Genomic DNA, 16,032 nt, shown 5'->3' with positions numbered 1-16,032 from the left:
CGCGGCCGAGTCTCGTCTGGGCGGACAGGGCGCGGCACGCGGATGGCGCAGCCTGTCCGTGGGGCCGAGTCTCGGGCCTCGGACGTGGACGCGCCGGCCGGGAGGCCCGTGGCGGCCTGGCACCGCGCCTCCCGTCCGGCGTCCGGCGAGACCACGACCGAGTCTCGTCTGAGCGGACAGAGCGCGGCACGCGGACGGCGCAGCCTGTCCGCGGGGCCGAGTCTCGGCACGAGCGCGCCGCGTCAGCGCGCCGACGGTGCCGCCGTGCTCGCGCGCTCGACGAGCCGCACCGGCACCAGGTCCGACGCGACGCTGACCCGCTCGCCGTCGATCTGGGCGAGCAGCGTGGCGACCGCTCGGCGGCCGACCTCGTCGAAGGACTGGTGCACGGTGGTCAGCGGCGGCCAGAACGAGTCGGACTCGGGGGAGTCGTCGAACCCCACCACGCTGAGCGACGACGGCACCGGGCGGCCGGACTCGTGTGCGGCGCGCAGGACCCCGAGGGCGGTCTGGTCGTTCGCGGCGAACACCGCGGTGATCTCCGGCCGTGCGGCGATCTCGAGCCCGGCCTCGTACCCGTGCTCGGTCGTCCACCCACCGCGGAACACCGGGGGGACGGGCCGACCGGCGCGCGACAGGGTGTCCTGCCACGCGGCGAGGCGACGGGCCGCCGAGTACGACGAATCCGGACCGGCGACGTGCCAGACGGTCTCGTGGCCCAGGTCGAGCAGGTGCTGCGTGGCCTGCCGGGCGCCGTCGGCCTGGTCGGTGTCGATCGCGGGGTGGTCCGTGCTGCCCGTGGAGTCGACGATCACCATGGGGACGCCGTCGGGCAGCACGACCTCGGCGGTGTCGATGATGTGCGACTCGATGATGATCACGACGCCGTCGACGGCCTGTTCGTGCAGGCGTGAGAAGGCGGACCGGACGCCCGCCTCGGTGCGCGAGGCCATGGGCAGCAGGGTGATCGTGAAGTCGGCGACCCCGGCGGCGTCGGCGATCGCCTCGAGCGTGCGCATGTTGCCGAAGGACGCGAGCGTGAACATGATCACGCCGATGGTCCGGAAGCGGCCCGAGCGCAGGGCGCGGGCGGCACGGTTCGGCCGGTAGCCGAGGGACTCCATCGCGCGCTGGACGCGGTCGCGGGTCTCCGGGCTGACGTTGTCGAAGCCGCGGGCGACCCGCGAGACGGTCTGCATCGAGACCCCCGCGGCGTCGGCGACGGCGGCCATCGAGGGGGCGCGGCGGGTGCCGGCGGGGGACTCCATCGTCACGCTGGCGCTCCTTCCGGATCGAGGGGCCGAACAGTCGGCCTCCCCGGACGCTAGCGCATGTTGACGTTGCCATGCTATCGTCGCGACGTTCGATGTTGACGTCAACATCGGTGACCGCCCGGACACCCTGATCCGGCCCGGGCCGAGCCGCCGACATCGGCCACCCGAACGCAGCAGACGAAGGAGTCACATGAGCACGCTCGCAGCGCGCCCCGGTGAGGCAGCACCGCGCCCCACCGCCGAGCGCCCCGCCGGCCGCCGCCCCAAGCCGCGGGGACGGTTCACCGGATGGCTGTTCGTCGGCCCGTTCGTCGTCGTCCTGGTCCTGATGCTCATCGTGCCGATCGGGTACGCGCTCTGGCTCAGCCTGTTCCGCGACCAGCTCATCGGCGGCAACCAGTTCGTCTGGTTCGCCAACTACGTGCAGCTCTTCCAGGACGCCAAGTTCTGGTCCGGGCTCGGTCGGGTCGCGATCTTCCTGGTCGTCCAGGTGCCGATCATGCTCGGCCTCGCGCTCGTCGCCGCCCTGGCCCTCGACAGCGCCCGACTGTGGGGGACGAGCTTCTTCCGCATCGCGGTGTTCCTGCCCTACGCGGTCCCCGGTGTCGTCGCAGCCCTGATCTGGGGCTTCATCTACGGCAACCAGTTCGGTCTGACCGGTGCCGCGAACGACGCGCTCGGCATCGACCTGCTGCAGCCGTTCAGCCCGAGCTGGGTCCTGACGTCGATCGGCAACGTGGTCACGTGGGAGTTCCTCGGCTACAACATGCTGATCTTCTACGCCGCACTCCGCACCGTCCCCGGTGAGCTGTACGAGGCGGCGGAGCTCGACGGCGCCGGCCCGATGCGCACGGTCCTCTCGATCAAGCTCCCGGCGCTCCGCGGCCCGATGGTCATCGCCACGATCTTCTCGATCATCGGCAGCTTCCAGCTCTTCAACGAGCCGAACCTGCTCAAGACGCTCGCCCCGAACGTCATCGGCAGCGCCTTCACCCCGAACATGTACGCCTACTCGCTGTCCTTCAGCGGCCAGCAGTTCAACTACTCCGCCACGGTCGCGATCGTGATGGGCGTGATCACCGCGGTGATCGCCTACGTCGTCCAGGTCCGCGGCACCCGCGAGGAGAACCGATGAGCACCATCCAGCACCCCGCCGGGCCCGCAGCGGCCACGGTGACCGAGGCGACCACGACGCAACGTGCGCCGCGCACCCGCTCGATCCGCGCCTCCCGGCAGCTCCGCACCGCGGAAGGCGGACGCAAGCCGAAGCGGTCCGGCCTGCTGACCGCGGTCATGGTCGTCTTCGTCGTGTACTCGTTCGCGCCGCTGTTCTACCTGCTCGTGAACAGCACGAAGACGCAGTCGTCGCTGCTCTCCACCTTCGGTCTGTGGTTCGGCGGGGACTTCAACCTCTGGCAGAACATCGTCGACACGGTGACGTACAACGACGGCATCTTCCTGCAGTGGTTCGGCAACACGCTGCTCTACGTGGTCGTCGGCGCCGGCGGGGCCACCCTGCTCGCCACGGTGGCGGGCTACGGCATGGCGAAGTTCCAGTTCCCGGGGCGCCGTGCGGTCTTCGCCGTCGTCCTCGGCGCCATCGCGGTCCCCGGCACGGCACTGGCCGTCCCGACCTTCCTGCTCTTCTCGCAGGTCGGCCTGACGAACACCCCGTGGTCGATCATCCTGCCCTCGCTGATCAGCCCGTTCGGCATGTACCTGATCTGGACCTACGCGGTCGACGCGATCCCCGCCGAACTGCTCGAGGCCGCCCGCATGGACGGTGCCGGCGAGTTCCGGATCTTCTTCACCATCGCGCTCCGCCTGCTCGCTCCCGGTGTCGTCACGGTCCTGCTGTTCGCCGTCGTCGCGACCTGGAACAACTACTTCCTGCCGCTCATCATGCTGAGCGACCCGAAGTGGTACCCACTGACGGTCGGCCTGAACCAGTGGAACGCGCAGGCCACCGGGTCCGGCGCGCAGCCGATCTACAACCTCGTCGTCACGGGATCGCTCCTCACGATCATCCCGATCGTGGTCGCGTTCCTCTTCCTCCAGCGCTTCTGGCAGTCCGGCCTCGCAGCCGGGTCGGTCAAGGCCTGACCCCTCGGACACCAGGCGCACGGCGACCCCGCCACGCGCCGCCCGGTCCGGCACACAGCAGCACCACCCCCTCCACGAAGAAGTGAAAGGCACTCCCATGAACAAGCGTCTCCGGCGCGGGCTCAGCGCCCTCGCCATCGGCGTCACCGCCGCGATCGCCCTCGCCGCGTGCGCCTCCGGCAGCTCCGGCTCCGGCGGTTCGGCCGACGACATCGACAAGGCCCTGAAGGACGGTGGCACCCTGACCTACTGGTCGTGGACCCCGTCGGCGAAGGCCCAGGTCGCCGCGTTCGAGAAGCAGTACCCGAAGGTGAAGGTCAAGCTCGTCAACGCCGGCACCGGCGCCGACCAGTACACCAAGCTGCAGAACACGATCAAGGCCGGCTCGGGTGCCCCCGACGTCGCCCAGGTCGAGTACTACGCCCTGCCGCAGTTCGCCCTGTCCGAGTCGCTCCTCGACCTGTCGAGCTACGGCTTCGACTCGCTCGAGAAGGACTTCGCGAAGAGCACCTGGAGCTCGGTGTCGATCGACGGCAAGGTCTACGGCCTGCCGCAGGACTCCGGCCCCATGGCGCTGTTCTACAACAAGAAGGTCTTCGACAAGCACGACATCGCCGTGCCGAAGACGTGGGACGAGTACGTCACCGCGGCCAAGAAGCTGCACCAGGCCGATCCGAAGGCGTACATCGCCGCGGACTCCGGCGACGCCGGCTTCACCACGAGCATGATCGCCCAGGCCGGCGGCACCCCCTTCACCACCGACGGTGACAAGGTGACCATCAACCTGCAGGACGCGGGCTCGAAGAAGTGGACGAGCACCTGGAACGAGCTCGTCGAGCAGGGCCTGCTGTCGAAGACGGTCGGTTGGACCGACGACTGGTACAAGCAGCTCGGCAACGGCGAGATCGCCACGCTGATCACCGGCGCCTGGATGCCCGGCAACCTGGAGTCCGGCGTCGCCCAGGCCTCGGGTGACTGGCGTGTCGCCCCGATGCCGACCTACGACGGTGGCACCGCCCAGACCGCGAACAACGGCGGCAGCGCCGAGGTCGTCATGAAGCAGTCGAAGAACCCGGCACTCGCCGCGGGCTTCCTCAAGTGGCTGAACTCCTCGAAGGAGTCCACGAAGGTCTTCATGGAGTCCGGCGGCTTCCCGTCGACCACCGCTGACCTGGACTCGTCGGCCTTCCTCGACGAGAAGCCGTCCTACTTCGGCGGCCAGCAGATCAACAAGGTGCTCGTCGACGCGTCTAAGTCCTCGGACAACGACTTCACGTACCTGCCGTACCAGGTGTACGCGAACAGCGTCTACGCCGACACCGTCGGTCAGGCGTACGAGAACGGCACCTCGCTCGACGCCGGCCTGCAGGCCTGGCAGAAGGCCCTCGCCAAGTACGGCAAGGACCAGGGCTTCACGGTCTCGACCAAGTAGTTCCCGGTATCCCCGCGGGGCCGTGCGGACACGTCCGCACGGCCCCGCTCCACGCCCGGCTCCGGCCGGCCATGAGAAGGTCACACCATGCGCTTCGCCATCGGCGACACCGACTTCCTGCTCGACGGCGAGCCGCACCGGGTCCTGTCCGGCGCGATCCACTACTTCCGCGTGCACCCTGACCTGTGGGCCGACCGGATCCGCAAGGCCAAGCTGATGGGCCTCAACACCATCGAGACCTACGTGGCGTGGAACGCGCACGCGCCGTCGCCGGGGGAGTTCGACCTGTCCGGCGGCCTGGACCTCGGCCGCTTCCTCGACCTCGTCGCGGCCGAGGGCATGCACGCCATCGTCCGCCCCGGCCCCTACATCTGCGCCGAGTGGACCAACGGCGGGCTGCCGTACTGGCTCTTCGCCGACGGCTCCGTGGGGGTCCGCCGAAACGAGCCCGGGTTCCTCGCAGCGGTCGAGACGTACCTGCAGCACCTGGCCCCCGTGCTGGTCCCGCGGCAGATCGACCAGGGCGGGCCCATCGTCCTGGTGCAGGTCGAGAACGAGTACGGCGCCTACGGCTCCGACCCCGAGTACCTGCTCGCGCTGGAGCAGATGCACCGCGACATCGGGCTGACCGTCCCCTTCACGAGCGTCGACCAGCCGATGGGCACCATGCTCGAGGACGGCTCGCTGCCCTCACTGCACAAGACCGGTTCGTTCGGCTCCCGCTCCGCCGCCCGGCTCGAGCGCCTGCGGCAGGCCCAGCCCACCGGCCCCCTGATGTGCTCGGAGTTCTGGGACGGCTGGTTCGACAGCTGGGGCGAGCACCACCACACCACGCCGGCGTCCGCCAGTGCCGAGGACCTGGACGTCCTGCTCGCCGCCGGCGGCTCGGTGAACATCTACATGTTCCACGGCGGCACGAACTTCGGCTTCACGAACGGCGCGAACGACAAGGGCGTCTACCGTCCGATCGCGACGTCGTACGACTACGACGCCCCGCTCGACGAGGCCGGCCGACCGACGTCGAAGTTCCACGCGTTCCGCTCGGTGATCGCGCGCTACGCGCCCGTGCCGCCGCTGCCCGCAGCGATGGAGCCGGGTGGGTCGGGTCGCCTCGGTCCCGTGGCCGCGTCCGGCGACGGCCTGGAGGCCCGGATCGCCCCCGCCACGGACCTCGCCGTCCGGCTGGACCGCGTCGCCTCGCTCCGTTCCCTGCTGCCCACGCTCACGACGTGGTCCGCGCACGACGAGCCGCCGACCTTCGACGCCCTCGGAGCCGCGAGCGGCTTCGTCGTCTACCGCGCCGAGGCCGACCTGCCCGCCGGAGGGGTGCTGACCGTCGGCACCGAGGTGCGTGACCGTGCGATCGTGTCGGCCGACGGTGTCGTCGTCGGGGTCCTGGAGCGCGAGCACCACGACCGGGCCATCACCCTGCCGCCGGTGACCGGCACGCTCGAACTCCTCGTCGAGGACCAGGGCCGGGTCGACTACGGCGTCCGCATCGGTGAGCCGAAGGGCTTGATCGGGGGCGTCTCGATCGACGGCGTCCCGGTGGCCCGCTGGACGGCGTCCCCGCTCGCACTCGACCCGATCGCGCCGGCAGCCGTCACCGCACTGGCCGAGGTCGCTGCCTCCGGCGGGGACGTGCTCGCGGGGCCGACGTTCGCCGCGGGGTCGTTCGACCTCGACACCGTCGACGACCGGTACCTGTCGCTCGTCGGGTTCCGCAAGGGAGTCGCCTGGGTCAACGGATTCTGCCTCGGTCGGTACTGGTCGCGAGGCCCGCAGCGGACCCTGGCGATCCCGGGCCCGGTGCTCCGCCACGGTCGCAACGAGCTCGTCGTGCTCGAGCTGCACGCCGCCGCGTCGCGCACCGCGTGCCTGCTCGTCGAGCCCGACCTGGGCCACACCGAGGCGTAGCCGCGCGGCCGCCCTGGTCAGATCGGGCGTACCTGGTCGAATCGGGCGTACCTGGTCGGAAGTTTCGACCAGGTACGCCCGATTCCGCTCCCCAGCGCGGGCGTCATGGGAAGGATCAGTCGCTGTCGAGGGCGTCCAGGTCTGCCAGCGCCCGCTCGGCGTCGGCGATCCGGTCGGCCTCGGGGCGACTCCACCACTCGGGGCCGCGCTCGCCCAGGCCGTGCTTGGCCAGGCCGTTCCGGTGCCGCGCCGCCGCCAGGGCCTCGTCGTCGCCTGCGCGCTTCGCGGTCTTCACGGCGTTGCGGCCGCGCCCCAGGTGCGAGCGGAGTGCGGCGGCGAGCTGCTCGGGCACGGCGGGGTCGGTGCGCCGCCAGCGTCGGCCGTCCACGACGAAGAAGTGGTCGTCGGGTTCGGCGGTCATGGTCCGAGTCTGCTCCGTCGGTGGTGGGTGGACAGGGGTCGATGAGCCGCGAACGCGTCCGCCCGCCGACCCGGTCGACCTGCTTCGCGGGCATCGACCAGAGCGGAGTGCGTGGCACGGGCCGACACACGAACGGCCCGACGTCAGCAGACATCGGGCCGTTCGTGTGTTCACGAGCAGGTGCTCACTTGTCGTCGACGGCGTCCTTCGCCTTCTCCGTCTGCATGCGCGCCTCGCCCATGTGCTGGTCCTTCTTGCCCTGGGCGTGGAGCTCCTGGTCGTCGGTGTGCTCACCGACCTTCTCCTCGACCTTGCCCACGATCTTCTGGGTGGCGTCCTTGGCCTTGTCTCCGAGCGACATGGTGATTCCTTCCGGTGGGGGCATCACCGGTGGACCCGGCGGTGTGTCACCGACAGTACGGACGGAGGTGTACCCCGTTCACTGCGGCAGGACATGTGCGCCGCTGATCAGGGGATGAGGCGGTCGGCCCGGTAGCGAGCGAACAGGTCCGCGAAGGCCTGTTCGGTCCGACGGAACGCCGTGAACCCGGCGTCTCGGCTCTTGCCCATGTCGGTCACGACCTCCATCGCGCGGCCCAGGTCGGCGTCGGTGTGCCACCACGAAGCGAGTCGGTTGATGTCGGCCTCGGCGAGACCGTGGCGCTCGGCGATGCCGGCCCACTCGGACTCGTACGGGGCCATCTGCTCCTCGAGCGGTCGCGGAGCGTCCTGGTAGCCCACCACGCGCGCGGGGTCGACACCGAGGTGCGCGGCCAGGCGCGGCCACATCCAACGCCAGCGGAAGACGTCACCGTTGACGATGTTGAACGGCTCGTCCGCACCCTCGGGTGACGTCGAGGCCCACACCATGTGCTCGGCGAGGATGCCGGCGTCGGTCATGTCGGTCAGGCCGTTCCACTGCGCCTCACTGCCGGGGAACACGAAGTCCAGGTCGAGTTCCTTCGCCAGCGTGGCCTGCACGGCGAGTGTGAGGCCCATGTTCATGGCGTTGCCGACGGCGTGCCCGATCACGGTGTGGGAGCGGTGCACCGACCAGGTGAACCCCTGGCGCTCCGCGGCTGCGAAGAGTTCGTCCTCTTGCGCGTAGTAGAAGTTCGGGGTGTCGAGGCGCGGCTCCTCCTCGTGGAAGGGGGTGTCGGGCATCTCGCCGGCGGCGTACGCCTCGAACGGGCCGAGGTAGTGCTTCAGGCCGGTGACCAGGGCGACGTGCTCGAGCGGAGCGTGCGACAGTGCCGCGAGCAGGTCGCGGACCATTCCGCCGTTCACGCGGATGTTCTCCGCCTCGGTGTCCTGCCGCTGCCAGGCGGTGAAGAAGACGTGGGTCGGGTGCTCGTCGGTGAGTGCGGCCGCCAGGCTCTCGGGGTCACGCAAGTCGGCCGCGACGGTCCGGACGCCCTGTTCGGCGAGCGGTCGGCGGGAGAGCGCCGTCACGTCCCAGCCGAGGTCGAGCAGGTGGCGCACCAGGGCAGAACCGGTGATGCCACTGGCTCCGACGACCAGGGCTTCGCGGCGGGCAGGGGTCGGTTCGGTCGATCCGGTTGCAGTCATCCCTCGATGCAACTCACGTTGGACGACACGTGTTCCCTCAACGCGGACGGCGGATGCGGATCGGACCCTTGGCGGTCGACGGGTCGACGACGGACCCGCCCTGGGTGATCTCGACCTCGCCGCGCGCGACCATGCGCCGGGCGGCTCGCCGTGCCGGCTCCATCAGCGGTCGCCAGTCGTCCGGGTCCAGCGAGCGTGCGACCTCGGACGGGCAGATGCTCGAGGTCCGTGCCCGGGCTGCGAGCAGTTCGTCGATGCGCTGCTCCAGAGCCCGGTCGGTGTCGTCGAGACCGTGCCGGCGACAGGCGCCCGAGCACCACTTCGCCTCCGGTGCCGCCGAGGACGGCATCCGCCGACCGCACGAGGCGCAGGTCCGCTCGGCGTGCGCCGACTCCGACGCCGAAGCATCGGCTTCCGTCCTGATCGCCCGTCCCATCACCCCATCCTCGTCCTGCCGTCCGCGGGGGTACACAGCGACCACGCACCCGGCCCAGGTGCACCTGGCAGCATCGGAGCGGTGAACCCCGACACCGCCCCCACCCGTCCGTCCGAGCCCGCCTGGGCCCAGCACGTGATGTGGTGGCACGTCTACCCGCTCGGCTTCGTCGGCGCCGAGGTCCGGCCGACCACGCCGGTGGGGGAGCGTCCGCTCGAACACCGCCTCGACCGCCTGACCGGGTGGCTCGACCACGTCGTCGACCTCGGTCTGAACGGCCTGTTGCTCGGCCCGGTGTTCGCGAGCTCGACCCACGGCTACGACACGGTCGACCACTTCCGCATCGACCCGCGCCTGGGCGACGACGCCGACTTCGACGCCCTGGTCGCCGCGGCGCACGAGCGGGGCGTGCGGGTGCTGCTGGACGGGGTGTTCAACCACGTCGGCCGCGAGCACCCGGCCTTCACCGCGTTGTCGGAACAGGGCCCCGAGGCACCGACCGCCGACCTGTTCGCCATCGACTGGTCCGGCTGGCAGCCGGAACAGCCCGTGCCCGTCGGGCTGTTCGAGGGGCACGACATCCTCGTCGCGCTCGACCACGACAGCCGCGCCACCGAGGACCTCGTGGTGCAGGTCATGACGCACTGGCTGGAGCGGGGGATCGACGGCTGGCGGCTCGACGCGGCGTACGCGGTGCCGCCAGCGTTCTGGGCGCGGGTGCTGCCACGGGTGCGGGAGCGGTTCCCGGACGCCTGGTTCAGCGGTGAGGTCATCCACGGCGACGCGGCGGCGATCGCACGCGACTCGACGATGGACTCGCTCACCCAGTACGAGCTGTGGCAGGGGATCTGGCACGGCATCGCGGACCGCAACGGCCACGAGCTCGCGCACGCGATCGAGCGGCACGACGCCCTGCTCGCCACCTTCGCCCCGACCACGTTCGTCGGCAACCACGACGTGACCCGGATCGCGAGCGCGGTGGGGGAGCGGTTCGCCGGGCACGCCGCCGCCGTGCTGTTCACGGTCGCGGGGACGCCGGTGGTCTACGCCGGTGACGAGTACGGCTGGACCGGTGTGAAGGAGGAACGCGAGGGCGGCGACGATGCTGTCCGCCCGGAGTTCCCGGCCGAGGTGCCCGCGCCGACGGACCTGACGCACGCGTACGAGGCGCTCATCGCCCTGCGTCGCCGGAACCCGTGGCTGCACCGCGCACACACCGACGTCGTGCACCTGACCAACACCGCCGTGGTGCTGCGGACCGCGACGGCGGACGCCGCCGTGGTGACCGCCCTGAACCTGGCGGACGACCCCGTCGAGGTGCCCGTGGCCGACGCGACGCAGGTCGAGGCGGGCGGGGCCGATCTCGGGGACGGGACCGTGCGCCTCCCGGCCGGGGGGTGGGCCGTCCTGTCGCGTTCGTGAGCAGAAACGGTCGGGTCCCCATCGAGGACCCGACCGTTTCTGCGCACCAAGCGAACAACGCTACTTGCGGGCGGACGCCGCCCGGCGCTTGTTGAACACGTCGAACGCGACGGCGGCGAGCAGCACCAGACCCTTGATCAGGGACTGGAACTCGGTGCCGACACCGAGGATCGACATGCCGTTGTTCAGCAGGCCGATGATGAGACCGCCGACGATGGCGCCCGGCACGGTGCCGATGCCGCCGGTGACCGCAGCGCCACCGATGAACACGGCGGCGATGGCGTCGAGCTCGAAGCCGTTGCCGGCGCCCGGAGCCGCCAGGTTGAGCTGGCCGGTGAAGACCACGCCCGCCAGGGCCGAGATGACACCCATGTTGACGAAGAGCAGGAACGTGACCCGCTTCGTCTTCACACCCGACAGCTGCGCGGCCAGCGCGTTGCCACCGATCGCGTAGATGTGGCGGCCGAACACGGCGCTCCGCATGACGACCGAGTAGATCACCACGAGCGCACCGAGCACGACGAGCACGATCGGGGTGCCGTTGTAGCTGGCGAGCAGGAGTGCCACGTAGATCACGAGCACGGCGCCGAAGGCCGTCTTCACGATGAACCAGGCGAACGGCTCGCTCTCGAGCTGGTACTTGCGACGCGTGATGCGACCGCGGAACGCTGCGATCACCATGACGGCCGCGGCGGCGAAGCCGAGGATCATCGTGAGCGGCTCGTACCCGGTGGTGCCGAAGGACGGCAGGAAGCCGGAGCCGAGCGAGCGGAAGCCGGTCGGGAACGGCGAGATCTGCTGGTTCTGCAGCACGATCTGGGCCGCGCCGCGGAAGGCGAGCATGCCCGCCAGCGTCACGATGAACGCCGGGATCCCGAAGTAGGCGATCCAGAAGCCCTGCCAGGCACCGACGAGGGCACCGACGACCAGGCAGAGCACGACCGCGATGGGCCACGGGATGTTCCACTGCGTGATCATCACGCCGGCCATGGCACCGGTGAAGGCGACCACCGAACCGACCGACAGATCGATGTGCCCGGCGATGATGACCATCACCATGCCGATGGCCAGGATGAGGATGTAGCTGTTCTGGACGATCAGGTTCGACACGTTGATCGGGGCCAGCGTGATGCCGTTCGTGGTCACCTGGAAGAAGATGACGATGACGATCAGCGCGATGAACAGGCCGATCTGTCGGAGCTGCCCGGTGAGGTAGCCGACGGCGGACTTAAGCGCGTTCATTGACAGGGGTCTCCCGTTCCTGGGTCATGTACTGCATGAGGACCTCGGGCGTCGCCTCGGAGCGCGGGACGTCGGCCGTGATGGTGCCCTCGGAGAGCGTGTAGATGCGGTCGCAGATGCCGAGCAGTTCGGGGAGCTCGGAGGAGATCACGATGACCGCCTTCCCCTGGTCGGCGAGCTGGTTGATGATCGTGTAGATCTCGTACTTCGCGCCGACGTCGATGCCGCGGGTGGGCTCGTCGAGGATGAGCACGTCGGGGTCGGCGTACATCCACTTCGACAGGACGACCTTCTGCTGGTTCCCGCCGGAGAGCTTCCCCGTCACGACGTCGACGTTCGGCGCCTTGATGTTGAGGCTCTTGAGGAACTGGCTCGCGACCGTGGTCTCCTCCGAGGAGTTCACGAACCCCCAGTTCGCGAGCTTGCCGAGCGCCGACCCGGAGATGTTCCGCTTGATGTCGTCGATCAGGTTCAGGCCGTAGCGCTTGCGGTCCTCGGTGACGTAGGCGATGCCGTTGTCGATCGCCTGCGAGACGGTGTGCGTCTTGATCGGCGTTCCGCGCTTGTAGACGGTGCCGCTGATGCCGGTGCCGTACGACTGGCCGAAGACGCTCATCGCGAGTTCGGTGCGGCCGGCACCCATCAGCCCGGCGATGCCGACCACCTCGCCGGCCCGGACGTTCAGGTTGGCCCGGTGGATGATCTCGCGCGACGAGTCGAGCTGGTGGTGGACGGTCCAGTCCTCGATGCGCAGCAGTTCCTCGCCGATGACGGGGTGCTCGCGCTCGGGGTACCGGTTCGACAGGTCGCGGCCGACCATCCCGCGGATGATGCGGTCCTCGGACACATCGTCGGCGCGCATGTCGAGCGTCTCGATGGTCTTGCCGTCACGGATGATCGTGACCTTGTCCGCGATCGCCTTGATCTCGTTGAGCTTGTGGCTGATGATGATCGCCGTCATGCCCTCGGCCTGCAGCGAGCGGATGAGCTCGAGCAGGTGCGCGGAGTCGTCGTCGTTCAGCGCGGCGGTGGGCTCGTCGAGGATGAGGAGCTTCACCTCCTTCGAGAGCGCCTTCGCGATCTCGACGAGCTGCTGCTTGCCGACACCGAGGTCGACGACCTTGGTCACGGGGTTGTCCTTCAGCCCGACGCGCCCCAGCAGCTCGGCTGCCGTCAGGTTCGTCTTGTTCCAGTCGATGAAGCCGCCCTTGGACTGCTCGTTGCCGAGGAAGATGTTCTCAGCGATCGACAGGAAGGGGCTGAGGGCCAGCTCCTGGTGGATGATGACGACGCCGGCGGCCTCGGAGTCGTTGATGTTGGCGAACCGCACGGGTTCGCCGTCGAGCAGGATCTCGCCGTCGAAGGAGCCGGCCGGGTAGACCCCCGACAGCACCTTCATCAGGGTCGACTTGCCTGCGCCGTTCTCGCCGCAGATCGCGTGGACCTGGCCGCGCTCGACCTCGATCGTGACCCCCTGCAGGGCCTTGACGCCGGGGAACGTCTTGGTGATGTCCCGCATCTCGAGGATGGTGTCCGCCATGTGGACGCCTTTCCGTCGTGCGCGCGCGTGCGCGCGCTGGTGGAGACGGACTGGAGGCGCGGTGCGCAGCTGGCACCGCGCCTCCGGTCCGAGAGATGGGCCCTGACTACTTCAGGTCGGCTTCGGTGTAGTACCCCGAGTCGACGAGGACTTCCTTGTAGTTGTCCTTCGTGACGACCGTCGGCTGGAACAGGAAGGTCGGGACGACCTTGACCTTGTTGTCGTAGCTCTTGGTGTCGTTGACCTCGGGCTTCTTGCCGGTGAGCAGGTCCTCGGCCATGGTGACCGACTGCTTGGCGAGCTTGCGCGTGTCCTTGTAGATGGTCGAGTACTGCTGCCCGGCGATGATCGACTTGACCGAGGCGGCCTCGGCGTCCTGGCCCGTGACGGTCGGGAGCGGACGGTCGCTCGTGCCGTACCCGGCACCCTGCAGTGCCGAGATGATGCCGATCGAGATGCCGTCGTACGGCGAGAGCACGCCGTCGAGCGTGGTGCCGCCCGAGTAGGACTTGGCGACCAGGTTCTGCATGCGGGCCTTGGCCGTGGCCGGGTCCCACTGCTGCGTCGCGGCCTGGGACAGCTTGTCCTGGCCGGACTGGATCTTCAGCGTGCCGTCCTCGAGGTACGGCTTGAGCGTCTTCATGGCGCCGTTGAAGAAGAACCCGGCGTTGTTGTCGTCGAGCGAGCCGGCGAAGACCTCGATGTTGAAGGGGCCCTTCTCGCCGGTCTTCTTGCCGTCCGCGTCGAGGACACCCAGGCCGGTGAGCAGGCTGTTCGCCTGGTCGACGCCGACCTTCTCGTTGTCGAAGGACACGTAGTAGTCGACGTTCTTGTTGCCCGTGAGCAGGCGGTCGTACGAGATCACCTTGATGCCGGCCTTGGCGGCGGCGTCGAGCTGGTCGGAGAGCGCGCCACCGTCGATCGACGCGATGATCAGGACCTTCGCGCCCTTGGTGATCATGTTGCTGACCTGCTGGGCCTGCTGCTGGACCTTGTTGTCGCCGTACTCGAGGTCGACCTTGTAGCCGGCCTTCTCGAGGTCGCTCTTGACGGCGTTGCCGTCCTTGATCCACCGCTCGGAGACCTTGGTGGGCATGGCGACGCCGACGAGGGCGCCCTTGTTGTCGCCGCTGCCGCCACCATCGGTGGATGCACGGCCGCCGGCCGAGCAAGCGGCCAGCGAGATCGCGATGCCGACGGCTGCGACGCCCGCGATGATCCTGCGCTTCATCATCGAAGTACCTCTGTTCCTTCGCGTCGTCCTCGACGCGGTCGGGTGCCGGGGCTGCTGTGCCCCGCGGGATGCGCTCGTGTGAGCGCTCACATCTTGTGGGTTCCGTGACGGGGTGTCAACTCAGCGTCGCCGTTTCGTGATCTTGCCGCGGTGGCCGGACCGAGCGGTACGGTTGGCCACGTGAGCACCAGGACCGCCCCCGAGGGCACGGGCGGCAAGCGCCGGAAGGCCCCGACGATCTTCGACGTCGCCGAACGCGCGGGCGTGTCCCACCAGACCGTCTCGCGTGTCATCAACGGTGACCCGACCGTCCGCGAGCAGTACCGGACGCAGGTCACCGACGCCGTCACCGCGCTCGGGTACCGGCCCCGCGCCGCCGCCCGGGCACTCGCCGGCGGGCGGAGCAAGGCGCTCGGCATCATCACCGCCGGCGACGCGCTGTACGGACCGTCGAGCACCTCGATCGGCTTCGAACGGGCCGCGCGGTCCGCCGGGTACCACGTGCTGCTGTCCACCCTGCCCGAGGAACCGACGCCGTCCGACCTGTCCGGCGCGCTCACCACGCTGCTCGCGCAGGACGTCGCCGCGATCGTGCTCGTCGCCGCCGACAACCGGGTGCTCGACGCCCTCGCCTCGCTCACCGTGCCGGTCACGGTGCCCGTCGTGGTGTCGAACGCGGTGCAGCGCGACGCCGTCCGGAACCCGGTCGCGCCGAGCGTCGCCGCGGTCGCGATCGACCAGGCCGCCGGCACCTCGCTCGTGATGCAGCACCTGTTCGACCGCGGACACCGCCGGATCGTGCACATCGCCGGACCGCACGTGTCGCAGGAGTCCGAGGTCCGCCGTGCCACCTACGTGCGGATCATGCAGGACGCCGGGCTCGAACCCGTCGTGCTCGAGGGCGACTGGACCCCGGCGAGCGGCTTCGCAGCTGCCCGGCACATCGACGTTGGGACGGTCGACGCGGTCTTCGCGGGCAACGACCAGATGGCGCTCGGGGTGCTGCACGCCTTCGCCGACGAGGGGCTGCGGGTGCCCGACGACATCGCGGTCGTGGGCTTCGACGACGTCCCCGAGGCCGCGCACTTCACGCCGCCGTTGACCACCGTGCGACAGGACTTCCGGGCGATGGGGGAGCGGGTGCTCGACACCGTGCGGGCCCTGGTCGAGGGGGAGCCCCGCGACGAGACGCTGCTGGCGCCCGAGCTGGTGGTGCGGCGCAGCACGTAGCGCCCCGTCGCACCGTGCGGCGGTATGCGGGTGGTGCGAGGTTCTTCCGTGCGCCGGCCCGCGGCGCACGGTGCAGCGTCGTGCGGCCGGTGCGAGGTTGATCGCTCGGTGCGGCGCTACAGTCCCGCACCGAGCGATCAACCCCGCACCGGTTGAGGGGCCGCGCACGGTGCGAAGCCGCGCACGACCCCGCACCGACCGAGGGGCCGCGC

Annotated in this window: 14 protein-coding genes; 6 read left to right on the top strand and 8 right to left on the bottom strand. The window is 69.7% G+C overall.

What is annotated here, in order from left to right; translation table 11 throughout:
* Positions 1-242 precede the first annotated feature (242 nt).
* Positions 243-1,268, bottom strand: a complete 1,026-nt coding sequence (locus BOSE127_RS01115) for a LacI family DNA-binding transcriptional regulator (protein WP_236559493.1) — start codon at positions 1,266-1,268, stop codon at positions 243-245.
* Between the two features lie 196 nt (positions 1,269-1,464).
* On the opposite strand from BOSE127_RS01115, the gene BOSE127_RS01110 reads away from it, so the two are divergent.
* The 4 genes from BOSE127_RS01110 to BOSE127_RS01095 all read left to right on the top strand — a co-directional run bounded on the left by BOSE127_RS01110 (position 1,465) and on the right by BOSE127_RS01095 (position 6,726).
* The gene (locus BOSE127_RS01110) at positions 1,465-2,409 is read left to right on the top strand and encodes a carbohydrate ABC transporter permease (protein WP_017888378.1); all 945 of its coding nucleotides are present in this window, start codon (positions 1,465-1,467) and stop codon (positions 2,407-2,409) included.
* Positions 2,406-3,377, top strand: a complete 972-nt coding sequence (locus BOSE127_RS01105) for a carbohydrate ABC transporter permease (RefSeq protein ID WP_017888379.1) — start codon at positions 2,406-2,408, stop codon at positions 3,375-3,377. Before BOSE127_RS01110 ends, BOSE127_RS01105 begins: the two co-directional genes overlap by 4 nt.
* Positions 3,378-3,474: 97 nt before the next feature.
* The gene (locus BOSE127_RS01100) at positions 3,475-4,809 is read left to right on the top strand and encodes an ABC transporter substrate-binding protein (protein WP_017888380.1); all 1,335 of its coding nucleotides are present in this window, start codon (positions 3,475-3,477) and stop codon (positions 4,807-4,809) included.
* A gap of 87 nt (positions 4,810-4,896) precedes the next feature.
* Positions 4,897-6,726, top strand: coding sequence for a glycoside hydrolase family 35 protein (locus BOSE127_RS01095; RefSeq protein ID WP_159556007.1), 1,830 nt, complete (start codon positions 4,897-4,899; stop codon positions 6,724-6,726).
* A 115-nt stretch (positions 6,727-6,841) separates the two neighbouring features.
* Here BOSE127_RS01095 and BOSE127_RS01090 read toward each other — a convergent pair whose 3' ends face one another.
* From BOSE127_RS01090 to BOSE127_RS01075, 4 genes are all read right to left on the bottom strand, one after another.
* Complete coding sequence (locus BOSE127_RS01090; RefSeq protein WP_017888382.1) at positions 6,842-7,147, bottom strand: hypothetical protein; 306 nt, start codon at positions 7,145-7,147, stop codon at positions 6,842-6,844.
* 184 nt (positions 7,148-7,331) lie between these two features.
* Positions 7,332-7,508: a CsbD family protein gene (locus tag BOSE127_RS01085; RefSeq protein WP_017888383.1), complete on the bottom strand. Its 177-nt coding sequence runs from the start codon at positions 7,506-7,508 to the stop codon at positions 7,332-7,334.
* A 107-nt stretch (positions 7,509-7,615) separates the two neighbouring features.
* A complete protein-coding gene (locus tag BOSE127_RS01080) occupies positions 7,616-8,716 on the bottom strand; it encodes an SDR family oxidoreductase (protein ID WP_159556006.1) in 1,101 nt (366 codons plus the stop codon).
* Between the two features lie 37 nt (positions 8,717-8,753).
* A complete protein-coding gene (locus BOSE127_RS01075) occupies positions 8,754-9,152 on the bottom strand; it encodes a DUF3253 domain-containing protein (protein ID WP_017888385.1) in 399 nt (132 codons plus the stop codon).
* Positions 9,153-9,233: 81 nt separating this feature from the next.
* Here BOSE127_RS01075 and BOSE127_RS01070 point away from each other — a divergent pair, with 81 nt between their 5' ends.
* Positions 9,234-10,574 (top strand): alpha-amylase family protein, encoded by a 1,341-nt coding sequence (locus BOSE127_RS01070; RefSeq protein ID WP_236559472.1) that lies wholly within the window; start codon positions 9,234-9,236, stop codon positions 10,572-10,574.
* Positions 10,575-10,634: 60 nt separating this feature from the next.
* Here the strand turns inward: BOSE127_RS01070 and mmsB are convergent, their stop codons facing one another.
* From mmsB to chvE, 3 genes are all read right to left on the bottom strand, one after another.
* A complete protein-coding gene (gene mmsB / locus BOSE127_RS01065) occupies positions 10,635-11,816 on the bottom strand; it encodes a multiple monosaccharide ABC transporter permease (protein ID WP_017888387.1) in 1,182 nt (393 codons plus the stop codon).
* Positions 11,803-13,356, bottom strand: a complete 1,554-nt coding sequence (gene mmsA / locus BOSE127_RS01060; protein WP_042540350.1) for a multiple monosaccharide ABC transporter ATP-binding protein — start codon at positions 13,354-13,356, stop codon at positions 11,803-11,805. The genes mmsB and mmsA overlap by 14 nt, the downstream gene beginning before the upstream one ends.
* Before the next feature lie 106 nt (positions 13,357-13,462).
* The gene (gene chvE, locus BOSE127_RS01055; protein WP_017888389.1) at positions 13,463-14,590 is read right to left on the bottom strand and encodes a multiple monosaccharide ABC transporter substrate-binding protein; all 1,128 of its coding nucleotides are present in this window, start codon (positions 14,588-14,590) and stop codon (positions 13,463-13,465) included.
* A 180-nt stretch (positions 14,591-14,770) separates the two neighbouring features.
* Between chvE and BOSE127_RS01050 the strand changes: the two genes are divergently transcribed.
* Positions 14,771-15,820 (top strand): LacI family DNA-binding transcriptional regulator, encoded by a 1,050-nt coding sequence (locus BOSE127_RS01050; protein ID WP_017888390.1) that lies wholly within the window; start codon positions 14,771-14,773, stop codon positions 15,818-15,820.
* Positions 15,821-16,032 lie beyond the last annotated feature (212 nt).

The sequence above is a fragment of the Curtobacterium sp. 8I-2 genome (assembly GCF_902506155.1).
GTDB lineage: Bacteria > Actinomycetota > Actinomycetes > Actinomycetales > Microbacteriaceae > Curtobacterium > Curtobacterium poinsettiae.
The sequence above is the reverse complement of the archived record's forward strand: the minus strand, read 5'-3'. Positions and strand labels throughout refer to the sequence as shown.